This is a genomic window from Kitasatospora sp. NPDC004615 (genome assembly GCF_042873545.1).
Classification (GTDB): Bacteria; Actinomycetota; Actinomycetes; order Streptomycetales; family Streptomycetaceae; genus Kitasatospora.
On the sequence record NZ_JBIALQ010000004.1, the window covers coordinates 567,247 to 589,498 of the forward strand.

The window sequence follows — 22,252 nt, forward strand, 5'->3', positions numbered from 1 at the left end:
GGCGTGATGGGCGCGGTGCTCGTCCGGCGCCAACTGCGGTGTCGCTCGGCCGGGTTGGCCATCGCGTCGCTGCTCGCTGTCGCCACTGCACTGGCTGCGCCTGCCCGGCGCTTCGCCGTGTGCTACCAGCGCCGCGACCTCGCCCTGCTGTGCACCGCTGCCGCCACACCCCAACGGATCCGCCAACTGCTGTACCGGCAGGCCGCGTTGAAGCTCGCGCTGCTCGGTGCCACCGCCGCCCGCGCCTTCCTCGCCGCACTCCAGCGCCCCACGATGGCGTCCCCGCACGCCCGGATCGGTGCCACCCTCCTCGCCCCAGCCGCCGCTACCGCGCTCGCCACGACGGGAGGCGAGGCGCGATGACCACAGTGCTCGCCTGGAGCCAACTGCGCCGCCGCCCCGCAGGGTTCGCCGGTCTCGCCGCCGCGTTGCTGCTCGCCGTCGCCACACCCCGACGGATCCGCCAACTGCTGTACCGGCACGCCGCGTTGAAGCTCGCGCCGCTCGGCACCGCCGCCGCCCGCGCCTTCCTCGCCGCATTCCAGCACCGCACGATGGCGTCCCCGCACGCCCGGATCGGTGCCACCCTCCCCGCCCCAGTCGCCGCCACCGCGCTCGCCACGACGGGAGGCGAGGCGCGATGACCACAGTGCTCGCCTGGAGCCAACTGCGCCGCCGCCCCGCCGGGTTCGCCGGTCTCGCCGCCGCGTTGCTGCTCGCCGTCTCAACCCTCACCGCACTCGGCGCGCTGCTGTTCGCCGAGCACGGCGTACCGGCCGCCGACCGGCGCGAGGTGCGCGGGCCCGGACTCGGGCTGATCGCCGGGGCGTTCGGCGAAATCACCGTACTGGTGGCGTTCTTCGTCGCCCTGAACACGCTCGGCTTCGCTCTGCGCCACCAGTACCGCGACCTCGCCCTGCTGCGCACCGTCGCCGCCACACCCCGACAGATCCGCCAACTACTTCGCCGACAGGCCGCGTTGACGCTCGTCCTGACAGCCACCCCCGGCGCCCTGCTCGGCACCGCCGCCGCCCGCGCCTTCCTCGCCGCACTCCAGCACCGCATGATGGCTGCCCCACACGCCCGGCTCGGCGCCGTCCTCCCCGCCGCAGCCGCCGCCACCGTGCTCACCCTGCTGGTCGTCACCCTCGCCGCCACCCTGACCGCCCGCCAGGTCACCGCGCCCGCGCCCGCCGCGGCCCTCGCCGACAGCTCCGGCCCGGACCGGCGGCCCGGCCCCGTTCGCCTGCTCGCCGCGGCCGCCGCCCTCACCGGCGGAGCACTGCTGGTGCGCCTCGCCGCGACCCGGCCGCCCGCCGACGTCGACAAAGCCGCGCAGGCGACGCTGCTCGCCACCCTCGTCCTGCTCGCCGGCGTCGCCCTCGCCGGCCCGCTGCTCGCCCCGCTCGCCACCGCCCCGCTCGGCCTCGCGCTGCGCACATTGCTGCCCGCCACCGGCTGGCAGGCCGACGCCAACCTGCGCGGCTACGCCCGCCGCCTCGCCTCCGCGGTCGTCCCGATCGCCCTGCTCACCGGCCTCTCCGCCACCATGGCGACCATGACCGCCACCGCTCTGCACGCTGCCGCCGGCCCGCCCACCGGCGCCACCTCCGCCACCGACACCTGGCTGCGCCAGGCCGAACTCGGCCTGCTCAGCTCCTTCGGCGCGATCGCCACCGTCACCACCCTGGCCGCACTCACCGGCGAACGCCGCCGTGAGTTCGCTCTGCTGCGGCTGCTCGGCGCGACCCGCGCGGACGTCCTGCGCGTCCTCACCCTGGAAGCCGCCGTCACTGCCGCCCTCGGCCTGCTCCTCGGCGGCGCCGTCACCGCCACCACCACGGCCGCGTTCAGCGTCGCCGCCACCGGACGCGCCGTGCCGACCGTCCCCGTCACCAGCTGCGCCTGGATCGCTGCCGCGGCCGCCCTGCTCACCGTACCCGCCGTGCTGGCGGCCGCAGTTGCCGCGATGCGGCGGGCCCCGGCGGGCAGCGCGCACGAATGAGCCCGTCGCCGGGAGATCATGATCGCCGGGTCCGGGAGACGGAGGTTGGGCCGATGAGGATGCGACGCTGGTGGGCGGTGCGACCCGGAGACGTGGCGTTCCTGGTGCTCGGACTGCCGGTGGCGCTGCTCGGCGCGGCCTACGCGCTGGCCGCGCTGTACGCGGGGGTGCTGCTCTCGCTGACGGTCGTCGGACTGCCGGTCACCGCGCTCGCACTCACCGGCGCCCGCCAACTCGGCCTGCCGAGCCGGTGGTTGACGGGCAGGCTGCTCGACGAGACCGTCCCCGCGCCCGGCCCGGCCGCCCGTCCGCACGGGGCCACCGCCCGGATCAGGGCCGCGCTCACCGACACCGTCGCCTGGCGCACCCTCGGCTACCTGCTGCTGCGCCTGCCCCTCGGCGTACTCGGCCTCGCCGCCGTCCTGCTGCCACTGGGCAGCGGCTGGCTGCTCGGCTTCCCGCTCTGGCTGCGCCTGCTCGAGGACGGCCCGCACCCCGCGACCCCGCTCGACCTCGCCGCCCCACTGCTCGGCCTCGCCCTGCTCGCCCTCACCCCACCACTCGTCCGCCTGACCGCCGACGCCAACCGCCGGCTGGCCCGCCACCTGCTCGGACCGGCCCGCACCCAACAACGCGTCCAACACCTCGAAGCGGCCCGCCACACCCTGCTCACCACCGGCACCGAGAGGCTGCGCCGCCTCGAACGCGACCTCCACGACGGCACCCAGGCCCGGCTGGTCGCCCTCGCCATCACCCTCTCGCTCGCCGACGACACCCTCACCCAGCACGCCCCCGCCGACCCCCGCCTGCGCACCCTGCTCGACCGCGCCCGCACCCAGACCGACGACACCATCGCCGAACTCCGCGCCCTCACCCGAGGCCTCCGCCCCACCGGCCTCGACGGCGGCCTCCCCGAAGCCCTCCCCGCCCTCGCCGCCGGCTGCGCCGTCCCCGTCACCCTCCGCCTCGACCTGCCCCGCCGCCCGGACGAAGCCGTCGAACAGGCTCTCTGGTACTGCGCCGCCGAACTCCTCACCAACATCACCAAACACAGCACCGCCACCGCCGCCACCCTCACCCTCACCACCACCCCCACCAGGGCCCGCCTCACCCTCCACGACAACGGCCCCGGCGGCGCCACCCCCACCCCCGGCCACGGCCTCCACGGCCTCACCACCCGCCTCGCCGCCGTCGACGGCACCCTCCGCATCACCAGCCCACCGGGCGGCCCGACCGTCATCACGGCCGAACTGCCGCTCACCCTCTGACCGTTGACGGCCACTCGGTGCCGCCGCGTGCCGGCCAGGCCCGGTCATCGGCGGCCAGCCACGGTTCGTGCGCGGCACCGGCGGGAGTTGTCCCGCTGAACGCGCGGACGTCATGGTGGAGATGGGACTGGTCGGCATAGCCGCTGTCGACGGCCACCTGCGCGGGAGCGTCCCCGCGGACCAGTCGGTGGACGGCGCGATCGAAGCGGACCAGCATCGCGGCGCGTTTGGGCGTCAGGCCGGTCTGCGAGCCGAAGCGCGACCACGTGCGCTGGCGGCTCCAACCGAGCAGGCCCGCGAGTTCGCTCACCCGGGTCTGTCCGTGGCCGGCGACGATCCGGCGCCAGGCCCAGGCCACTTCGGGATCGACCCCCGGGCCCGCACGGAACCGGGTCATCAGCTCGGTGTCGATCAGCGCGAATCGCTCCGGCCAGGTTCGCGCCCGGTGAAGCCGTTCCCGCAGGCGCGGCACGGCCCGGCCCCACAGGTCGTCGAGCGCGACGACGCTCCCGCGCAACTCGGCGAGCGGGAGCCCGAGTACGGGGTGCGCGACAAGCGGAGACAGGCGTATCTGCACGCAGTCGGCGCCCTCGACGCACACCTGGAAGGCACGGAAGCCGAGCCCGGCGGCCAGGCTCTCCGACCGCATCCGGCCGGCCGCGCCGCGGATGTCGAACGGGCGGTCACCGAAATCGAGAGCCACGGTGACGGCCGGGTGAGGAATGACTCGTAGGTCGATCGGGCGGTCACCGCGAATGCGGAACCCGGCCATCTCGACACCGGGCAGCACGGTCACTCGTGACGGTCGCGCGATCTCCCAGGCAGCGGTGGGGTCTGCCGTCCGGACAACAGGGTGCACGCCTCGACGGTACGAGCGGCTTGGCAGCGGAATCAACCACCGTGCGAGACGCGACATTTCTCCAAGACTCCCCGCGCCCGCCACCGCAAGAGTGGTGGCACCGCGCACGTCGCACCGACACCGCGCGCCGCGCACTGCGCACGTCGCACCGACACCGCGCGCCGCGCACCTCGCACCGCGCGCCGCGCACGTCGCACCGACACCGCACGCCGCGCACCTCGCACCTCGCACCGCGCACCTCGCACCGAAGCCAACCGACGGAGGAGTCATGAACGAGCCGAACGCCCCGCAGAACGAACACCCCCACAGCCGGCCGGACGCGGCCCCGAACGTCCCGCGCCGACGGCGGGCGCGGACCCGCCGGTGGCGGATCGCCCTGCTCGCCGCCGGCGTGCTGGCCCTCCTCCTCACGGGGAACACGGTGTCCGTGCGCGGCCAGACGGCGGGGGCCTCCGGCGACCAGATCGTGCACATCCCCGGTGGGGACCTCCATGTCGTCCAGGACGGGCCGCCCGGCGCGCCCACGGTGGTGCTCCTGCACGGCCTCGGCGGCTCGACGGCGTGGTGGGACCCGGTCCTGCCGGCGCTGCGGGACCTGCACGTGGTGCGGGTGGACCTGCTCGGGCACGGCAGATCGGCCAAACCGGCCGGTGGTTACGGCATGGAGGAGCAGGCGCGCCGGGTCGGTGTCGCGCTCGACCAACTCGGGGTGCACCGCGCGACCGTCGTCGGGCACTCCACCGGCGGTGCCGTCGCCACCGCGCTGGCCGAGCAGCGCCGCGACCTGGTGGGGGCGATCGCACTGCTCGACACCGGCCCGCGCCTCGACGCGTACATCGGCGACAGCTTCGCCTCGCACCTGCTGTCCACGCCGGTGGTGGCGGAACTCCTCTGGCGGTTCCGTACCGACGGCACCATCCGCGCCGCGCTGAGTTCCGCGTTCACCCGCGAGGTGAAGATCCCCGACCGGATCGTCGCCGACGTCCGGGGCATGACCTACCGCAGCCTCACCGCGACCGACGAGGCGTCCAGCGCGTACGTGAAGGAACGGCCCATCCCCGACCGGCTTTCCGGCCTCGGCCTGCCGACCCTGGTGGTCTTCGGCTCGCAGGACCACCGCTGGCGTCCCTCCGCCGCCCAGGACTACCGCCAAGTCCCCGGCGCCCGCATCGAGATCCTCGACGGCGTCGGCCACAGTCCCATGATCGAGGACCCCGACAGCACCGGAACGCTCCTCCACGGCTTCGTCATCGAAACCGCGCCACACTGATCACCCCCGGATAGGCAGCCCACCGGGCGGCGGACCCGCCGTCGTCGCCGTCGAACCGCGCGCGCAAATCCGACCGGTGACACTCCGTCGGGTGCTACGTTGGTCTGCTTTGCTCCGGCCGGAAGGACAGCAGATGGACATCCCCGCCCTGCACAGCAAGTTCCTCGACGACACGCTCCCGCGCATCCGGCAGGACGCACGCGTCGCCGGTGCGGCGATCGGCGGGTCGATCATGACGGGCGACTCCGACGTCTACTCGGACGTGGACCTGATCGTGGTGATCGACGACGCGGCGTACGACGCGGTCATGGGGGAACGGCTGCCGCTGATCGGCTCCTGGGCACCGCTGGTGGCGGGGTTCACCGGGGAGCACGTCGGCGAGCCCCGCCTGATCGTCTCCCTGGTCGGGCCGCCGCTGCTGCACGTGGACTTCAAGTTCGTCCGGGTCTCCGACTTCGCCTCGCGGATCGAGGACCCGGAAATCCTCTGGGACCGCGACGGCCTGCTGGCCGGAGCCCTCGCCCAACAGCCGCCCACAGCCGAGGAGTTCGATCCCCAGTGGGTCGAGGACCGGTTCTGGGTCTGGGTGCACTACGGCGCGACGAAGCTCGGCCGCGGCGAACTGTTCGAGACCGTCGGCGTCCTCGCCCAGCTGCGCGGCATCGTCCTCGGGCCGCTCGCCGCCCGCCGGGCCGGCGCGGACCCGCGCGGCGTGCGCCGCCTGGAGACCGTCGCCCCCGAGGAGGCCCGCGCCCTCCGCGCCACGCTGTGCGGCTACGATCGCCACGAGGCCGGGCAGGCGCTCCTCGCCACTGTCGACCTCTACCGCCGCTGGTCCGAACAGGACGGCGACGCGACGGTCGAACGACGCCACCACGCGGAGAAACTCGCCGTGCAGTACCTCCAGGACGTCATCGAGCAGGCCCACTGAACAACGCGTGGGGAACGACAGGAGCAGTGATGACGGGGGAGTACTGGGACCGGGAACCGGACGAACACATCCGGTGGGCCCGCTACCTCGCGGAGTTCGCCGAGGCGTCCCCGCAGGACGTGGCCGCACTGATCGCCCGGGTGCTCACCGACCCCGACACGGCGATGGCCAACAGCGCGGTCCGCGAGTACCTCGACGGTCGGGCCGCCGCACTGCTCACCGACCCCGGCTACCCGGCCTGGCGCGACGAGATGACCGGGCCCGTGGCAGCGGGCGAGTTCGTCTCCAGGCGCCTGCGCGAGTGGACGCTGCTGCGGGCGGTGACACTGGACGAACCGTGGGACGCCGAGGAGCTGCTCGCGGCGTCCAACTGGTGCCAGCTCCACGCCGCCCAGACCGCGACGGTCGGGACGGTCGTGGCGGCACTGGCCGAGGGCGGGCGGACCCGACGCATCCGCAACGCTGCCAAGCTCCGCCTCCCGCGCTGACCTTCAGGCGCCCGTCTCGGCGAGGTAGGCCAGTACCGCCAGCACCCGACGGTTGTCCGCAGGCGAGGCATGCAGGTCGAACTTGGTGAACACCGAGGCGACGTGCTTCTCCACCGCCCGCTCCGACACCGAGAGCTGCTGCGCGACCGCCCGGTTGGAACGGCCCTCGGCCATCAGCGCCAGCACCTCGCGCTCACGGGCCGTCAACTCGTCCACCGCACTGCGCCGGCGGGCGCGCATCAGGTGAGTGACGACCTCCGGGTCGAGGGCGGTGCCGCCCGCCGCCACCCGGTGCAGCGCGTCAACGAACTCCGAGGTCCGGGCCACCCGTTCCTTCAGCAGGTAGCCGATGCCGGCCGCACCGTCCGCCAGCAACCGGGTCACCCAGCCGGTCTCCAGGTGCTGCGAGAACACCAGCACCCCGACCTCCGGCCAGCGCCGCCGGATCCGCAACGCCGCCCGCACCCCCTCGTCGGTGTGCGTCGGCGGCATCCGCACATCCACCACCGCCACCCGCGGCCGGTGCTCCGCCACGGCCGCCAGCAACTCCTCGCCGCCACCGACCGCCGCCGCCACCTCCAGCCCCCGCACGGTCAGCAACTCCGCCAGGCCGTCCCGCAGCACCGCCGAGTCCTCCGCCAGCACCACCCGCAGCCGATCGTCCGTCATCCGCTCATTGTGACGCACCACCCCGGCGTGCCGACCGACAGGCCGCCACCCCCCGACCCGCCGAACCCGCCCGCGTGGACGGTTCAGTTGCCGGCCGGCCAGAACGGCATCGGTGCGCTGCCGTCGTACACCGAGGCCAGGGCCGTCAGCACCCCGGCGGTGCCGGTCGCCAGGTCCATCGACAGGCGCAGCAACTGCTCGCCGGGGAACGCAGGTTGGCCCTGCCGAGGCAGTACGTGCCAGGCCAGGCGACGAACATGACGGTCGATCACATCATCGTCCGGCGCAGGCCCGGAAGGGTCCAGGGCGAGCAGCGCGAGCAGCCCGGCCCGCCCGTTGAACAGGCCCGGCTGCGCGACGAACTCCGGCTCTGCGGCGGCCCGGAGCCGCCCCACCTGCTCGGCCAGCACGGAATCGGGGCGGTGCCGCAGCAGGGCGTGCGCGACGGCGGCGATGCCCGCGCTGCCGGACTCCAAGCACGCCGGTGTCCGGCCGTCCACCCGCGGCGTGCCGTCCTCGGCGACGACGCAGCGCGCGAGGTCCTGGTCGAGAGCGGCCCGGGCGAGGTCCAGCAGGGCCGGGTCCGCGCACTCCTCGAACAGCCGGACCAGCAGCAACGCGGTCCCGCTCGCGCCGTGCAGCAGCCCGGGCCGCGCCGTGGGCGCCGGCGCGGGTTCGCCCAGCCGGAGGGCGGCAACGGCCCGGTCGGCACTGTCGACGGCCGCGGCGAGCAGCGCGCGGTCGCCGGTGGCGCGGGCGAAGTGCAACCGTGCCAGCCCGATACCCGCCAGGCCCGCCGACAGCCCGGGCCCAACAGCTCTCGCGTCGTCCCGCTCGAGGCGCCGCAACAGCCCCAGCGCGCTCCCGCGCCGGCCCAGCCGGTCCAGCGCCCACGCGACGCCGTGCGCGCCGACGAACAGTCCGGGCCGGCAGGGCCGCCGCTCCACCGCGTCGACCAGCCACCGCACATGCCGCGGATCGACGCCCGCGCCCACCGAGTGCAGCGCCCACAGGACGCCCGCCGCGCCGTACGACAGACCCAGGGCGTCGTGGGTGAACTGCGCGGGGTCGCCCGGGAACAGCCGGTCGGCACGCTCGGGCGTCGCACTCCCGGCGATCGCCGCCACCAGCCCGTTCCGCAGCCGCGGCCAACCCTCCCGCCCGTCCCCGAACAGGCTTTCCACAGCGGCCAGTTGAGCCTCCCCGCGCGACCCGCCCTCGGGCAGGTAGCCGATCGGCAGCTCGAAACGCTTCCGGGCGGAACGGGCCAGCGCCGCACCCTTCGCCGGATGCAGCGCAGTCAGTGGCACCAGCGGCAGGAACGCCCACATCCGCAGCGCCCCTAGCGCACACTCGTCCACCTCGAACCCGGTCACCCCGGCCGGCGCCGTGAACCCGGCCTCACCCACCCCGGGGTGCACGAACTCTCCCGCCGGGGAGGCGAGTTCGAAGTCGACGAAGACCACCGACCCGTCCTCGCGGACGACCACATCGCGCGGATGCAGACCCCCGAGGACGATGCCCCGACCGTGGACGGCACGCAGCGCACGCTCCACCGCATCCAGCACCGCCAGCGCCTCCTCCCGGTACGCGGCCACCGCCACCTCGTCCGCCTCCGCGCGCACCAGCGGAAAGCGCCGGCCGAACCAGCGGTGCAATCCCTCGCCCGCCACGTACTCCCGGACCAGGAAACGGTGCCCCCGCGCCGTCAGTTCACCCAGCACGGCCGGCACCGCGCCCAGACCCGCCAGCGCCTCCAACGCCCGCTGCTCGCGCGCCAGCCGCCGCACCGCGTCCTCACCACGCCGATCGAGGCCCGCAAACGGGCGGCCCTCCTTCAGGACGACCCGCGCGCCACCGCCGACCGGCCGCGCCAGGTAGCTCCCGCCACCGTTCGAGACGTGCAGCGCCCGCTCCACCGTGAACGGGAAACCGTCGACACTCCCGAGCCCCGCGCCCGCCACCGCCCCGGCCAGCACCGCCGGCACCGGCGCCCACCCCGGCAGGTCGAACGCCGCCCGCCGCACCTCCGGACGCAGCACGCCCGACGGCTCGCGCAGCGCCGCCACCGCCTCGCCCCCCCCGGTACGGCACCACTGCTCGGCGAACGCCCCGTAGCGCAGGTACAACGGACCGCGCCGCCACCGCAGACCGCCCGGGATGCCCGGGCCGGGCGCCCCCGCCAGGGCCTCGTCCAGCCCGCCGAGACATCGCTCCAACTGTGCGTCGTCCGCCGGGTACAGCGTTATGAACGTCCCACTGGCGTCGCGCGGGGCGTACTCGGCGTTCTGCAGCCGCACCAACGCCGGGCTGCGCAGGAATTCGAACGCCACCCCGTGCCCGAAGCAGTACGCCCGCACCACGTCCAGGATCCGCGGCGCGTTCTCCGGGCAGGCCGACACGTGGATCCTCCACCCCTGCTCCGGCAACGGCACCGCGCCCGGCCGGTAGCCCACCCACGCCTCGCGCAGGCCGCGCACCCAGCCGTCCGGCGCGGCCCCGGCAGCCGCCGGGAACTCGTCGCGGGCCGCCCACTGGACCGGGGAGTCGTAGAAGACCGGATCGGCGTAGGTGTACGCCTCGTAGCGCATGTCCATCGGATCGCTCCATGGTGCCTCGCGGGGGAGTGTGACGCGGCTTCCGACGACGCGGGGGACGTCCGGCCGACCGTCACCGAGAGTCTGCAAGGACGGGTGCGAGCGTCGAAAGAGCCCCGGCGAGGGTTGGCCGGATCCCGCGGGCGCATGCCACCGGCCCGCCCACCTGCCCCCGAACCCTCCCTTTACCTGCGCTTTCCCATGCCGGACGCCGCCGCAACCGCGAGCCCGCTCCCGCCCGCGGCACCGTCCCGCCAGCGGCGATACCGGGCCGGGGCCCGTCCCCCCGTCGCACGCGCCAGTGCGACCGCGCCCCGGTCGCACCTCGGCACAACGTCGGAGCGCACACGCCCGCCGAACGGGCCCCGACCCGGCACCCGCTGTCCGGTACCCGACCGGCGCGCCGCAACCGTCGAAGGCGTGCCCGCACCGCCGCGCACGCCCGGCGTGGGAGCGTCACCGCGCGCCCCACCTCGGACAACACGCCCAGGAAAGGCCCCAGTTGGCCGGTTGCCGGTCTTCCAGGACACCCCGCCCGGGTAGCACCGACGGGTAGCACCGACCACCCCCACGACGCCACCGTCAGCGACCTGACCCTCCGCCCCCGCCGAACGCCTGGTCGCGGGCGGCCGGTTCGGCGCAGCCCACCACGCCTGCCCGTCGTCCGCACCCGCACCCGACAGGCCCCGGCGCGGCGGGATCGCGGGCGCCACCTCCACTCGGCGCCGCCCGCGTCCTCACCCGCCGAACCCTCAGGCCCGCGCCGCTCCCGCCAGGTCGATCCCGAGGACACCCGCCGCAGTGGCCACGCACACGCGGCCCCCGTCGGTGATCACCAGCCCGACCGCAGCCGCGCCGATCGCCAGATCATGCGTGACCCGCTCGGCGCCCGCCAGCACCACGCGGACCTGGCCGTCCGCCCACCCGGCCGCGCACATCAGGCCGCCCGGCGTGGTGGCGACGGCGACCGCGGTGACGGGGACGTCCCGGGCCGGGAGCGGCGGGGAGAGCGGGCCGCGGCCCGGCATCCACGCCTGCACCCGGCCGTCGGCGCCGCCGGTGATCAGCAGGTGGTGCCCGCCGTGGTGGGCGAGATCGAGCGCGGTCACCGGCCCGTCGTGGAGCGGAGCGTCACTGCGCACCGCCTCCGTCCCGTCCCGGTCCTCCAGCAGGTGCACGCCTCCCGCCGCGTCCCCGGCCGCCACGGCGCGCTGCTCGCCGCCCCGCGCGGCGATCGCGGTCGCCCCGGCGTCCACCGAGGCCAGCAGCCGCCGCATCCCGCCGCCGGACGGGCCGGACAGCTCGGAGGGACGGATCTCCTCGACGGCGCCACTGTGCCGCAGTGCGTACGTGCTGCCGTCGTGGCCGGTGGCCAGGGCGACGGTGGAACGGTCCGTCAGCCGGAGCGGCGAGCCGCCCGAGGGCCGACCGGTGGCAGGGTCGATCGCCCCGATGTCCCAGCCGACGGCGACCGCGAGCTGCCCCTCGTGCGACGGGGCGTTGTGCCGCGCGATCAGGTACACCGGGTCGGTCCGGCGCGCGAACGCCCAGCCGGCCCGCCAGCCCTGCCCGGCGAGCTGCGCGAACCGCTCCGACAGGTCGCCGCCCTCACCGGCCGTCCAGCAGTGCAGCGCGGACGCGCGCTCGCCCGGGTCCGCGGCGGCGATGACCCGCGGCCCGGCCGGCCACCACGCCCGGTGCACGGCGCCGCCGTCCCCCGACTCCGCACCGTTCGCGGCCCGCAGCGCCACCCCGTGCTCCACCGCGAGGCCGACCGCCAGCGGATCGGCGTGCACCAGGAACGCCGGGTCCGCCAGCAGGTCGTCGACCGGGGCCGACGTCCGGACGGCGTGCCGCAGCACCAGATCCAGCCGGTCGGCGTCCTTCGGGCCGGGCTGCTCCTCCGGCAGGAGGTTCTGGCGGATCGACAGGTGGTCGAGTCCGGTCCGGGCGAGGCGCTCGGCGAAGGAGACCGGCCAGACCCGGTAGCGCCCCTCGTGGTCGGCGGGCAACAGCAGCTCGACGGCCTGCTCCACCGCGAACGGGCCGAGGCTGCCGGGCAGTTCGCCCCACAGCTCCTCGTCGAGAGCGCCCCGGACCGAGGCCAGCGCCACCACCGGAGCCCGGACGAGTTCGGGCAGCGACTCCCACCACGTCTCGGCCAGCGTCTCGGCCCGCCGCGCGAGCGGGGCGCCCGCGTCGAGCAGTACCCCGTCCCCGGTGCGGGCGGCCAGCAGCGCCAGCGCGGGCGACGGGTAGACCTCCGCCGGGAGTTGGCGTCCGGTCAGGGATGTCGCCCACCGGGTGAACGCCTCCAGGTCCGTCCACTGCGGCTGGTCCAGGTCGAGCACGGCGGCCGGCACGTCCAGCGCGGCCGCCGCCGGCGTGTCGGAGGCGCACTCCACCACGATCCGCAGCCACGGCACCCGCAGCAAGGGCCGCAACACCTCGGCCGCGATGCGCCGCGCGGCATCCGGCAGCAGACCGGAGCCCGCCCGGTCGAGGTCGGTCACCACCAGGACGCGCGGCACCCCGTCGATCAACGCCGCGACCAGCTCCTCCGGTCCGGCCGCCGACACACCCAGCAGCCCGGCGAGCCGCCACACGAACAGGTCCACGGTCAACTCGGCGGCGGACAGCGCCACTTCGACCCGCCGACCGGAGTGCGCATGGTCCGGCGGGCACGCGGCGACCAGCCAGTGCAGCAGGTGACTGCGGCCACTGCCGCCCGACCCGGCGACCCGGCACAGCCGCGGCGCCTGCGGGTCCTCCAGCCATCCCAGCAGCGCCCGCCCGGCCGGGCGCCGCCCGGCGTGCAACGGCGGCAGCGGCGCCGCGCCGTCCACGACGGGCTGCTCCGGCTCCGGCGCGCCGTACCGCGGGTTCGGCCAGAACCGCAACGGGAAACCGTCGCCGTCCACCTGCCAGGCCCCCTCCACGACCCCCACCGGCACCCGCCCGTCCGGGTCGTGGCCCTCGTCGGCCTTGAACAGCCAGCCCCCGCGCCGCACCGCCTCCGCGCACTGCTCCCGGGACATCCGCGGATACGGCCGGTACCCCGGCGGCCGCGGCGGCACAAACCCCTCGACGACCGACTCGCCCGGCCCGTCCGGCACGATCAGCTCGCTGGCCCGGTCCTCACCCATACAAGTCCTCCCCGTTTCGCCCCGTTCGCCCCCGAACGCAGCGGGGACACCCTAGCGCGCGGCAGTGCCGGCCGGACCGCGATCCGCCGCCACCGCCCCACCCGAACCTTCCGAACCTTCCGAACGAGGATCCCGCTCTCCGGCGGTGCGCGGAAGTACGTGAGTGACGATCCGTCAAAAGCTGGAACCAGGCGGTCTGATGTGATCGTCTGCCCACGCATGAATGACAACACGGTAGTAGGACGACGGGGTCTGCTGCGCACGGCGGTCGCGGGAGCGGCCCTCCTGCCGGTGGCCGGAGTCGGAGCAGGCGCCGCGGTCGGCGCGAGCGCCGGAGTCGCGGCCGCGGCCGAGACGGACGAACCGGCACCGACCGGCGGCGAGACCGTCTACCGGTGGCTCGGCAACAGCGGATGGCGGATCGAGGGCAACGGGAAGACCGTCCTGTTCGACCCGTACATCACGCGGTACCCGACGAACGACTTCGACCCGAAGACGAAACTGACCGTCGCCCCCGACCTGATCGACCAGCACATCGGCAAGCCGGACCTGGTCCTGGTCAGCCACTGCCACTGGGACCACTTCAACGACGTCCCGTACATCGCCAAGCACCACGGCGTGCAGGTGGTCGGGACGGCCACCACCTGCCACCTGCTCCGCGCGATGGGGGTGAAACCGGAGCAGCTGATCGTGGTGAAGGGCGGCGAGTACCTCGACTTCGGCGGGTTCACCGTCCAGGTGGTCGCCAGCCTGCACAGCCGCAACGCCAAGCACCAGTACTGGGTGCCCGGCACCCTCACCGGCCCGCCCGCCACCGCCCCGCGGACCATCGGCGACCTCCCGGAGGGCGACACCCTCGCCTTCCAGGTCCGCCTCGGTGACGGCCCGTCCGCCCTGCTGACCGGCGCCGCCGACTTCTCCGAACAGCACTACGCCGGGCTGAAGCCGGACATCGCCATGCTGTCGGCGGAGACCAACGCCCACAGCGTCCACCGCTACGTACCGCGGCTCCTCAAGGCCCTCGACCACCCCCGCACGGTGATCCCCGTGCACTGGGACTCCTTCGAGACCCCGCTCACCGAGCCGGCCGTCCACGACACCGGGATGGACCTGGACGGCCTCATCAACCAGACCCGCGAACTCTCCCCCCAGACCCGCCTGATCCGCCCCGAACACCTGACCCCGCTCCGCCTCCGCGCCTGACCACCCGGCCCCGCCGGCGAGGCCGCCCCGGCCTTCGAAATCTGCCGCCCAACCGTCAACTATGGTGTGCGGACGCCACGGTGGCACCACCTGCCACCGTGCGCCGAACCGCACGACACCACCAGGGGGACCCATGACCGAGGCCGCACAGCACCTCCAGGCCGCCATCCCGGCCACCATCACCACCGAGCGGCTGATCCTGCGCCCGTTCACCGCCGCCGACGCCGACGACCGCTACGCGTACCAGTGCCTGCCCGAGGTCGTCCGCTACCTCTACCGCCCGGCACTCACCCGCGAGGGCAACGAGGCCTCCATCGCCACCCGCGGCGTCCACGCCGGCTGGAGCGCCGACAACGACGGCCTCCTGTGGGCCGTCTGCCGGGCCGACCAGCCGGGCGTCGTCGGCGAGGTCGTCGTCACCCTCACCAACGCCCGCGCCCGCCAGGCCGAGATCGGCTGGGTCTTCAACCCGCAGTACGCCGGCCAGGGCTACGCCACCGAAGCAGCCCGCGCCCTCACCACAACAGCCTTCGAATCCCTGGGAGTTCACCGCCTCTTCGCCCGGCTCGACGCCCTCAACACCCCCTCCGTCCGAGTCTGCGAACGCCTCGGCATGCGCCGCGAGGCCCACCTGATCGACAGCGACCTCGACGGCGACCGCTGGGGCACCGAATACGTCTACGCCATCCTCGCCCGCGAGTGGAACGCCTGACCCGCCACCTGCCCCGCCCGGCTGTCCGACGGCCGGGCGGGCGTGCGGCGGCACCGGCCGACTGATTCATGACGGATTCGCCCCGCCCCGCCGCTGCGTAGCGTCACCGAGGTCAGCCGCCCCGACTGCATGGGAGCACCACGATGCCCGCCTACGCCCTGGCCCAGGTCCACTCCGTCGAGGTCTGCCCCGATACCGTCGAATACCTGCGGCGCATCGACGCCACCCTCGACGCGTTCGGCGGACGCTTCCTCGTCCACCGCGGCAAGTTCGAGACCATCGAGGGCAGTTGGGGCCGGCAGGGCCTGATCATGATCGAGTTCCCCGACCACCAGCAGGCCCACGCCTGGTACACCTCACCCGCCTACCAGGACATCCTGCCCCTGCGCACCCGCCACATGACGGCCGACGTGATCATCGCCGACGGCGTCCCCGCCGGCTACCGGGCCGGGCACCGCTTCGACGAGCACTGAGCCCGCCCTCCCGACCGGCGTGCCGTCGGGCGTGCCGTCGGGCCCGCCGCCCCGGACACGCCGGTGCCCGGCGGGTGGGATTCCCGCCGGGCACCTGAATGCGAATGCTGAGGTCAGCCCTCAGAAGTGGGCACCAGACTCGGTGTGCGAGCCCTCGACGCCTTCGTCACCGGCGAAGACCCAGCCCTTGGAGTGCTCGACGCCGCACGGGTCGACCTCGGAGTGGACGTTGGCCTCGCCGGCCCCCTCCTCGTTGGCGATGAACTGACCCTGGTTGAACTCCGCGCCCTCGTGGCCTTCGTGGCCGTGGGCAGAGGCGAGTCCGGCGCAGCCGAGGACGAGGGGGGCGGCGAGGGCGCTGACGGCCAGAACACGCTTGAGAGCACGCATGAGAATCTCCTCCGAGAAGTTGATCGGTGGCGGGGCACGGTGTCGGCCCTGCCGATTCCAGAACGCCACGGGATCCGGAGGCCCGCAAAAGGGCCGTGCGTCCGTCTGGTCCTGACGGATCCTCAGAACCCCTTGCGCCTGCGGGGGAGGGGCGGTTCGAAGGTTCACCCCTGGGTGGTCGCCCGGGAAGCGCAGGGCGCGATTCATCTGACTGATCGTCAGATCACTTTCATTGCACGACAGATGGCGCAGCGCGGCGCTCACGGGTGCCAGGGTGCCGCAGTGGTCGAACCCTGCGGGCGTCCTCCGCGCGCGGAACGGTGTTCGGCGCGAGTGGCGGGCCGATTCCGGGAGCGGTACTGCTCGCGCGGCGGGACCATCGAGGCGCCCGTCCGGCGATCCCGATCCCGGGCGTCGTCGGCGGCATGCGTACCTCGCCGCCTGGCCCGTTCGAGAGTGTCCGGTCGTCGCGCTCCTGAGTTCTCATCAGGCCCCCATGATCGCGGCAGTGCTGATGCCGGGTTGGCATTCCGCGTTCGGGCATCCGAGCGATTCGGCAGGTCCACTGATAGTAATAATTGATAACACTTGGTATTAGCTGCACATAGTCAAGGGCATGACGAGATATTTCCGCGGACCGTGGCGGCTCAAATCCCGAACGGCCCGCTTCATCAGCGCCGCAGCCACCCTCGGCCTGGTCGGTACCGGCCTGGTCGCCTCGTGGGGCGCCGAGGCCGCCGCCCCTGAACACCCCCGAGCGGTGGCCATGCCGGAGCGTGTCCGAGCCACCGGTTCGCCCCTCCTGCAGGAGGACTTCACCGGCGCGACCGCGGACCCGAGGTTCGTCGCCGTCGGCTCGGCGTGTCTGACGGGTGCTCCGACCTCGCCCCTCGGGCCGGACGACCGCCCGCTGGGCGGCTGCCCGCTCCCGCAGGTCGGCCCGGTGCCGCCGCTGGACGGCTCCCCGTTCGGCTACCTGCGGATCACCGACTCCAGCAACGACCAGAACGGCGCGGTGCTCTTCGAGCAGGCGCTGCCGGCCAACGCCGGTCTGGACGTGAGCTTCGACCAGTGGCAGTACGGCAGCACCACACCCGCCACCCCGGCCGACGGCATCTCGTTCTTCCTGGTCAACGGCGATGTCTCGCTCGATCACCCCGGCGCGTTCGGCGGCAGCCTCGGCTACGCGCAGAAGCTGCCCGACGACAACCCGAACCTGACCTTCCTGCCCGGCGTCAACGGCGGCTACCTGGGCGTCGGACTCGACGTCCTTGGCAACTACTTCGGCGACTGGGAACACCGCGGCAACGGTTGCCCGCCCGGCCAGCGTTCCCCGGCCGGAACGGGCTTCCACGTCCCGGCGCCCGGACCCAACATGGTCACCGTCCGCGGGCCCGGCGACGGCGTCGAGGGCTACTGCTTCCTGACCGCGACGACCAGCAACTTCACCACCAGCGGCCCGTGGCCGTCCACCCTGCCGGGCACCCTGCAGGGCCCGCTGACCGCCCTGCCGCCGGGCGTGACGCCGGCCCAGGCCCAGGCACTGCTGGAGCCGTCCCGCCGCCGGGTCAACGTCCACATGACCCCGGCGCCGAACCCGGTCCTGACCATCAGCGTCGACTTCAACGACGGCACAGGCCCGCACCAGGTGCTGAGCACCCCCGCGCCGCAACCCGTCCCCCCGACCTACAAGTTCGGCTTCGCCGGCTCCACGGGCCTGTTCACGGACGTGCACCTCATCCGCAACGTGGTGATCGGCACCGACCAGCCACTGCCCGAACTCAACCTCGTCAAGCAGGCCCACCAGCCCCTGCCCGCCGACCTCACGATCGGCAGCACGATCCCGTACGACTTCGTCGTCACCAACTCCGGGACCATCCCGATCAACAACCTGGCCGTCAACGACCCGAAGGTCGGCCCGATCAACTGCCCCGTGACCGTGCTGGAACCGGGCGAGACAGTCACCTGCAAAGCGACCTACCTGGTCACCGCGGAAGACGTCGCCGCAGGCCACGTCGTCAACACCGCCCAAGCCACCGGCACCGCAGACGGCGACCCCGTGACATCGCCACCATCCACCGAGGACATCCCCGTGGTGGCCCCGCCGGGCATCGAGATCGTCAAGCACGTGGACGCCCCCGAGCCCTTCAACGTGGGCGACACCGTCCCCTATACCTACGTGGTGAGCAACACCGGCGGCACCGAGGTGACGAACCTCTCGGTGACCGACGACAAGATCACCAACATCACCTGCGACACCACCACCCTGGCCCCCCGCGGCAGCCCCGGTGACAGCACAGAATGCCACGGCACCTACGTGATCACCGCAGCCGACGCCGCAGCCGGCCACTCCACCAACCACGCGACAGCACACGGCACATCCAACGGCGAGCCAATCACCTCCCCCGAGACAGAAGCCACCGTCACAGTCATCGGCCCGTCCTCCCTCGCCCTGAGCAAGCAGGCAGACACCGCAGGCCCCGTCCACGTCGGTGACACCGTCGGCTACACGTACACCGTGACGAACACCGGCCAGACAGTGCTCGACGACCTCCTGGTCGCCGACGACCACGCCACCTCGGTGACGTGCGACGCGACGACACTGAACCCGGGCCAGAGCACGCTGTGCCACGCCACCTACGTGGTTACCGCCGCAGACCTCGCCCTCGGCCACCTCACCAACAGAGCCGAAGCCGCGGCTACGAACCCGCAGGGCGAGACGGTGCTGAGTCCGCCGGATCAGGTGGTGCTGCCGGTGGTGGGTGAGGCCCGGCTGTCGATCGAGAAGACGGCGGACAGTGCGGGTCCGTTCCATGTTGGTGACACCGTCAACTACACGTACACCGTCACCAACACCGGCACGGCCGTCATCCACAACGTGACCGTGTCGGATGACCACGTCGCCTCGGTCACGTGCAACGCGACGACGCTGAACCCCGGGCAGAGCACGCTCTGCCACGGCAGTTACGTCATCACCGCTGCGGATGTCCAGGCCGGTCACGTGACCAACACGGCGCACGCGAACGGCACCGACCCCGAGGGTGAGCCGGTGCAGAGTGCGCCTGACGAGGCCACTGTCCCGGTCGTGGGCGAGGCCCGGCTGTCGATCGAGAAGGTGGCGGACGGTGCGGGTCCGTTCCATGTTGGTGACACCGTCCACTACACGTACACCGTGACGAACACCGGCACGGCCGTCATCCACAACATCACCGTCGCGGATGACCACGTCGCCTCGGTCACCTGCAACGCGACGACGCTGAACCCCGGGCAGAGCACGTTGTGTCACGGCAGTTACGTCATCACCGCTGCGGATGTGCAGGCCGGTCACGTGACGAACACGGCTCACGCGAACGGTACGGATCCGGAGGGTGAGCCGGTGCAGAGCCCGCCTGACGAGGCGACTGTTCCGGTGGTGGGTGTGGCGTCGCTGTCCATTGAGAAGACGGCGGATTCCGCTGGTCCGTTCCATGTGGGTGACACGGTGCACTACACGTACACCGTCACGAACACCGGTACGGCCGTCGTCCACAACATCACCGTCGCGGATGACCACATCGCGTCGGTGACCTGCAACACCACCACCCTGAACCCCGGGCAGAGCACGTTGTGTCACGGCAGTTACGTGATCACCGCGGCGGATGCGGCGGCGGGTCATGTGATGAATGTGGCGCATGCGAGTGGCATCGACCCCAGTGGTGACTCGGTGAAGTCTCCGCCGGGTGAGGCGACGGTTCCGGTGGTGGGCGAGGCCCGGTTGTCCCTCGTGAAGAAGGCCGACGCGGCGGGTCCGTTCCGCGTGGGTGACACCGTCACCTACACGTACACCGTGACCAACACGGGTGCTGTGCCCGTGCACGGTGTCACTGTCTCGGACGACCGTGTCGCCGCGGTGACGTGTGAGGCGACCACGCTGAACCCGGGTCAGGGCACGGTGTGTCACGGCTCGTACACGATTACCGAGGAGGATGTTCAGGCCGGTCGTGTGACGAACACGGCGACCGCGAACGGTACGGATCCGGAGGGGCATCCGGTGGTGAGTCCGCCGGGTGAGGCGACGGTGGAGACCGTCCCGGGCGCGTCGTCGCTGTCGGTCGTGAAGGAGTCCGACGTGTCGGGGTCCGCGAAGGTGGGTGACACCATCACCTACGCGTACACGGTGACGAACACCGGGTCGACGGTGCTGACGGACGTCTCGGTCAGTGACGACCGGGTGTCCCCGGTGGTGTGCGAGTCGGCCACGCTGGAGCCGGGTGCGAGCACGACCTGCCACGGCACGTATGTGGTGACCGGCGAGGACGCGAAGGCCGGTCACGTCACGAACGTCGCGACGGCTTCGGCCCGCGACCCGCAGGGACACCTGGTGGAGAGCCGGCCGGTGTCGCTGTGCGTGACGGTGTCGGAGTGCCCGGAGAAGGAGAAGGGCGAGGGCTGCGTGAAGCCGCCCCGTGGTCCTTCGAAGCCGCCGCACGCCGGTGGCGGGGGTCATCTGCCGGACACGGGTTCGCCCGCGGGTCTCGCGGCTGCGGGTCTGGCCGGTGGCGGGCTGCTCACGCTGGGCGGTGTGCTGCTGTACCGGGCGCGTCGTCGTTCGGACGCGGACCGGTTCGTGGGGTAGTAACACCCACCACCTCGCCGCTCGTTCGGTGAAGGCGCGGGGGACCGCCTCCGGGGCTTTCGGGCTCCGGGGGCGGTCCCGCGTCGTGTGGGGGCGGAGGGCGGGTGTGCGTCCAGCGGTTCCTGGATCCGTTTCTCCAGGAGTTCTCGCCGGCCGGGGACGGCCCGCGGCGGGACGGTCGGGCTCGGGACGGTCGGCGTGGGCGCTTCGGTGTCCGGGGCGGGGGTGGTCTGTTCGTCGGGTGGGGTGGGGATGTTCTCGACGGGGCGTTCGGACATGTGCGGGGCCAGGGGCCAGGTGGCGCCGGCAAGGCGGCGGTGTCCGGCTTTGCGTGGGGCGGCCGGTGAGCCGGACTGTTCCGGCGGAGCCGGCACTGCGGGGTGGTCGGGCCGTGGTCCTGGCGTTGAGGCGGCGTATCTCTGGGATGGTCAGGTCGATTGGGTCACTGCTGCGGGCAGGAAGGTTCGGGTGGGTACTTCGGTTGGGCTTCGTTCTGACAGCGACGGGGGCGAGGAAGGCCAGCGCGAGCATGGCCGGGGTGATGTGGCGGTGCCGGGATGTCCAGTGACGGACCTGGTAGTGGTCCAGGTCGACCTGACCTTTCGCGGCTTGGAAGCACTCCTCGATGCACCACCTGATCCGAGCGACGCGCGCCAGCGTGGACAGGGCCGCCTCGCCCGGTGACCAGCACAGGAAGGCGAGTTCGCTGGTTGCGGGGTTGCGGCGGATCAGCAGGCACCGGTTCCTGTCGGCGCCGATCTGCACCCACGCCCAGCCGTAGTGGCGCGGGCCCTTCGTTCCGGCGCCGGCGCTCTGCCGGTGCCAGGCATCCTGGGGCAGGGTGGCGGCCACGGCGTCGGCCCGCGCCATCGTGCGGTCCTGGTTGATCCGCACCCTGGTGGTGCAGGCGGCCGCCAGGATGTAGCCGATCCCGCGTGCCTCCAAGGCGGAGCGGAGCTGGGGGTCCTGGCCGTAGACCTCGTCCCCGGTCACCCCGGAGGAGGCGCACCCGGCGTCGAGGGCCGCTTCGATCATCTGCAGGGCCGGGCAGGGCTTGGTGGCGAACTCGACCTGCTCGGGAACGCCGGAGCCCGACCGGCGCTCGGGATCCCGGTACCAGGTGTGTTCGGGGAGGTAGAGCCGGCGGTCGATCAGGGCCCTTCCCCGCGACGGCGTGTACGCAAGAAACACCCCGACCTGGGCATTTTCGATCCGCCCGGCAGTGCCGGTGTACTGCCGCTGCACGCCCGCCGAACGGAGGCCCTTTTTCAGGAACCCCGTCTCGTCCACGACCAACACCCCGTCACCGCCGAGGTGGTCCAGCACGTAGGAACGGACCCTCGTCGCGCACCTCGTCAGCGTCCCAGCGTGCGCTTCGCAGCAGCCGCTGCATCGCGCCGGGGCGGGCATGGCCGGCTTCCTCGGCCAGCTGCCAGCAGTTCTTGCGTTCGACACCGGGCAGCGGTCCGAGGACGGATGCCCGTGCCGTCGCCCTCGGTTCCACTCGTCGGAAACGGCCCGCGATGCGGGCCATGGCCTGGTCGAACATCGCCCGTCAGCGGGCAGGGTCTACGCTATGGCCCGCGGCCATCGCACCATCTTCAGAAGTCCACACAACCTCCGATG

Annotated in this window: 16 protein-coding genes and 1 pseudogene; 11 read left to right on the forward strand and 6 right to left on the reverse strand. The window is 73.2% G+C overall.

Translation table 11 applies throughout. The features are described from left to right. The 4 genes from ACFYS8_RS17285 to ACFYS8_RS17300 all read left to right on the forward strand — a co-directional run. Nucleotides 1-363: hypothetical protein (locus ACFYS8_RS17285; RefSeq protein ID WP_387641877.1), on the forward strand; the 363-nt coding region annotated here is incomplete at its 5' end. Continuing rightward, complete coding sequence (locus tag ACFYS8_RS17290) at nt 360-644, forward strand: hypothetical protein (protein ID WP_387641879.1); 285 nt, start codon at nt 360-362, stop codon at nt 642-644. The genes ACFYS8_RS17285 and ACFYS8_RS17290, both read left to right, overlap by 4 nt. Then, complete coding sequence (locus ACFYS8_RS17295; RefSeq protein ID WP_387641881.1) at nt 641-2,005, forward strand: FtsX-like permease family protein; 1,365 nt, start codon at nt 641-643, stop codon at nt 2,003-2,005. The genes ACFYS8_RS17290 and ACFYS8_RS17295 overlap by 4 nt, the downstream gene beginning before the upstream one ends. 53 nt (nt 2,006-2,058) lie before the next feature. Continuing rightward, entirely contained in the window at nt 2,059-3,273 is a 1,215-nt protein-coding gene (locus tag ACFYS8_RS17300; protein ID WP_387641884.1) for a sensor domain-containing protein, read from the forward strand. Here the strand turns inward: ACFYS8_RS17300 and ACFYS8_RS17305 are convergent. Then, entirely contained in the window at nt 3,263-4,045 is a 783-nt protein-coding gene (locus ACFYS8_RS17305; protein ID WP_387642181.1) for a helix-turn-helix domain-containing protein, read from the reverse strand. The genes ACFYS8_RS17300 and ACFYS8_RS17305 overlap by 11 nt on opposite strands. A gap of 355 nt (nt 4,046-4,400) precedes the next feature. Between ACFYS8_RS17305 and ACFYS8_RS17310 the strand changes: the two genes are divergently transcribed. From ACFYS8_RS17310 to ACFYS8_RS17320, 3 genes are all read left to right on the forward strand, one after another. Beyond that, nucleotides 4,401-5,402 (forward strand): alpha/beta fold hydrolase, encoded by a 1,002-nt coding sequence (locus tag ACFYS8_RS17310; protein ID WP_387641886.1) that lies wholly within the window; start codon nt 4,401-4,403, stop codon nt 5,400-5,402. Between the two features lie 133 nt (nt 5,403-5,535). Continuing rightward, on the forward strand, nt 5,536-6,333 hold the full coding sequence (locus tag ACFYS8_RS17315; protein ID WP_387641889.1) for a nucleotidyltransferase domain-containing protein: 798 nt from the start codon (nt 5,536-5,538) through the stop codon (nt 6,331-6,333). Nucleotides 6,334-6,362: 29 nt separating this feature from the next. Continuing rightward, nucleotides 6,363-6,821, forward strand: a complete 459-nt coding sequence (locus tag ACFYS8_RS17320) for a hypothetical protein (RefSeq protein WP_387641891.1) — start codon at nt 6,363-6,365, stop codon at nt 6,819-6,821. A 3-nt stretch (nt 6,822-6,824) separates the two neighbouring features. Here ACFYS8_RS17320 and ACFYS8_RS17325 read toward each other — a convergent pair whose 3' ends face one another. From ACFYS8_RS17325 to ACFYS8_RS17335, 3 genes are all read right to left on the reverse strand, one after another. Beyond that, nucleotides 6,825-7,490: a LuxR C-terminal-related transcriptional regulator gene (locus ACFYS8_RS17325; RefSeq protein ID WP_387641892.1), complete on the reverse strand. Its 666-nt coding sequence runs from the start codon at nt 7,488-7,490 to the stop codon at nt 6,825-6,827. Between the two features lie 83 nt (nt 7,491-7,573). Continuing rightward, entirely contained in the window at nt 7,574-10,087 is a 2,514-nt protein-coding gene (lanKC, locus tag ACFYS8_RS17330) for a class III lanthionine synthetase LanKC (RefSeq protein ID WP_387641895.1), read from the reverse strand. Between the two features lie 752 nt (nt 10,088-10,839). After that, on the reverse strand, nt 10,840-13,233 hold the full coding sequence (locus ACFYS8_RS17335) for a hypothetical protein (RefSeq protein WP_387641897.1): 2,394 nt from the start codon (nt 13,231-13,233) through the stop codon (nt 10,840-10,842). A 219-nt stretch (nt 13,234-13,452) separates the two neighbouring features. On the opposite strand from ACFYS8_RS17335, the gene ACFYS8_RS17340 reads away from it, so the two are divergent. The 3 genes from ACFYS8_RS17340 (at nt 13,453) to ACFYS8_RS17350 (ending at nt 15,621) form a co-directional block, all read left to right on the forward strand. Further along, on the forward strand, nt 13,453-14,436 hold the full coding sequence (locus tag ACFYS8_RS17340; protein WP_387641900.1) for an MBL fold metallo-hydrolase: 984 nt from the start codon (nt 13,453-13,455) through the stop codon (nt 14,434-14,436). Between the two features lie 133 nt (nt 14,437-14,569). Beyond that, nucleotides 14,570-15,148, forward strand: coding sequence for a GNAT family N-acetyltransferase (locus ACFYS8_RS17345; RefSeq protein ID WP_387641902.1), 579 nt, complete (start codon nt 14,570-14,572; stop codon nt 15,146-15,148). Between the two features lie 143 nt (nt 15,149-15,291). Beyond that, complete coding sequence (locus ACFYS8_RS17350) at nt 15,292-15,621, forward strand: DUF1330 domain-containing protein (RefSeq protein WP_387641904.1); 330 nt, start codon at nt 15,292-15,294, stop codon at nt 15,619-15,621. Between the two features lie 120 nt (nt 15,622-15,741). On the opposite strand, the gene ACFYS8_RS17355 is transcribed toward ACFYS8_RS17350, so the two are convergent. Beyond that, a complete protein-coding gene (locus ACFYS8_RS17355; protein ID WP_387641907.1) occupies nt 15,742-16,011 on the reverse strand; it encodes a hypothetical protein in 270 nt (89 codons plus the stop codon). Between the two features lie 616 nt (nt 16,012-16,627). Here ACFYS8_RS17355 and ACFYS8_RS17360 point away from each other — a divergent pair. Further along, nucleotides 16,628-20,626: an LPXTG cell wall anchor domain-containing protein gene (locus tag ACFYS8_RS17360; RefSeq protein ID WP_387641909.1), complete on the forward strand. Its 3,999-nt coding sequence runs from the start codon at nt 16,628-16,630 to the stop codon at nt 20,624-20,626. Nucleotides 20,627-21,133: 507 nt separating this feature from the next. Here ACFYS8_RS17360 and ACFYS8_RS17365 read toward each other — a convergent pair. Beyond that, a pseudogene (locus tag ACFYS8_RS17365) lies at nt 21,134-22,175 on the reverse strand (IS701 family transposase); the annotation flags it as partial. Nucleotides 22,176-22,252: the final 77 nt, after the last annotated feature.

Coding starts and splice junctions, on each gene's coding strand:
- ACFYS8_RS17290 (WP_387641879.1), top strand. CDS start 360: ATGACCACAGTGCTCGCCTGGAGCCAACTGCGCCGCCGCCCCGCAGGG.
- ACFYS8_RS17295 (WP_387641881.1), top strand. CDS start 641: ATGACCACAGTGCTCGCCTGGAGCCAACTGCGCCGCCGCCCCGCCGGG.
- ACFYS8_RS17300 (WP_387641884.1), top strand. CDS start 2,059: ATGAGGATGCGACGCTGGTGGGCGGTGCGACCCGGAGACGTGGCGTTC.
- ACFYS8_RS17305 (WP_387642181.1), bottom strand. CDS start 4,045: ATGGCCGGGTTCCGCATTCGCGGTGACCGCCCGATCGACCTACGAGTC.
- ACFYS8_RS17310 (WP_387641886.1), top strand. CDS start 4,401: ATGAACGAGCCGAACGCCCCGCAGAACGAACACCCCCACAGCCGGCCG.
- ACFYS8_RS17315 (WP_387641889.1), top strand. CDS start 5,536: ATGGACATCCCCGCCCTGCACAGCAAGTTCCTCGACGACACGCTCCCG.
- ACFYS8_RS17320 (WP_387641891.1), top strand. CDS start 6,363: ATGACGGGGGAGTACTGGGACCGGGAACCGGACGAACACATCCGGTGG.
- ACFYS8_RS17325 (WP_387641892.1), bottom strand. CDS start 7,490: ATGACGGACGATCGGCTGCGGGTGGTGCTGGCGGAGGACTCGGCGGTG.
- lanKC (WP_387641895.1), bottom strand. CDS start 10,087: ATGGACATGCGCTACGAGGCGTACACCTACGCCGATCCGGTCTTCTAC.
- ACFYS8_RS17335 (WP_387641897.1), bottom strand. CDS start 13,233: ATGGGTGAGGACCGGGCCAGCGAGCTGATCGTGCCGGACGGGCCGGGC.
- ACFYS8_RS17340 (WP_387641900.1), top strand. CDS start 13,453: ATGAATGACAACACGGTAGTAGGACGACGGGGTCTGCTGCGCACGGCG.
- ACFYS8_RS17345 (WP_387641902.1), top strand. CDS start 14,570: ATGACCGAGGCCGCACAGCACCTCCAGGCCGCCATCCCGGCCACCATC.
- ACFYS8_RS17350 (WP_387641904.1), top strand. CDS start 15,292: ATGCCCGCCTACGCCCTGGCCCAGGTCCACTCCGTCGAGGTCTGCCCC.
- ACFYS8_RS17355 (WP_387641907.1), bottom strand. CDS start 16,011: ATGCGTGCTCTCAAGCGTGTTCTGGCCGTCAGCGCCCTCGCCGCCCCC.
- ACFYS8_RS17360 (WP_387641909.1), top strand. CDS start 16,628: ATGACGAGATATTTCCGCGGACCGTGGCGGCTCAAATCCCGAACGGCC.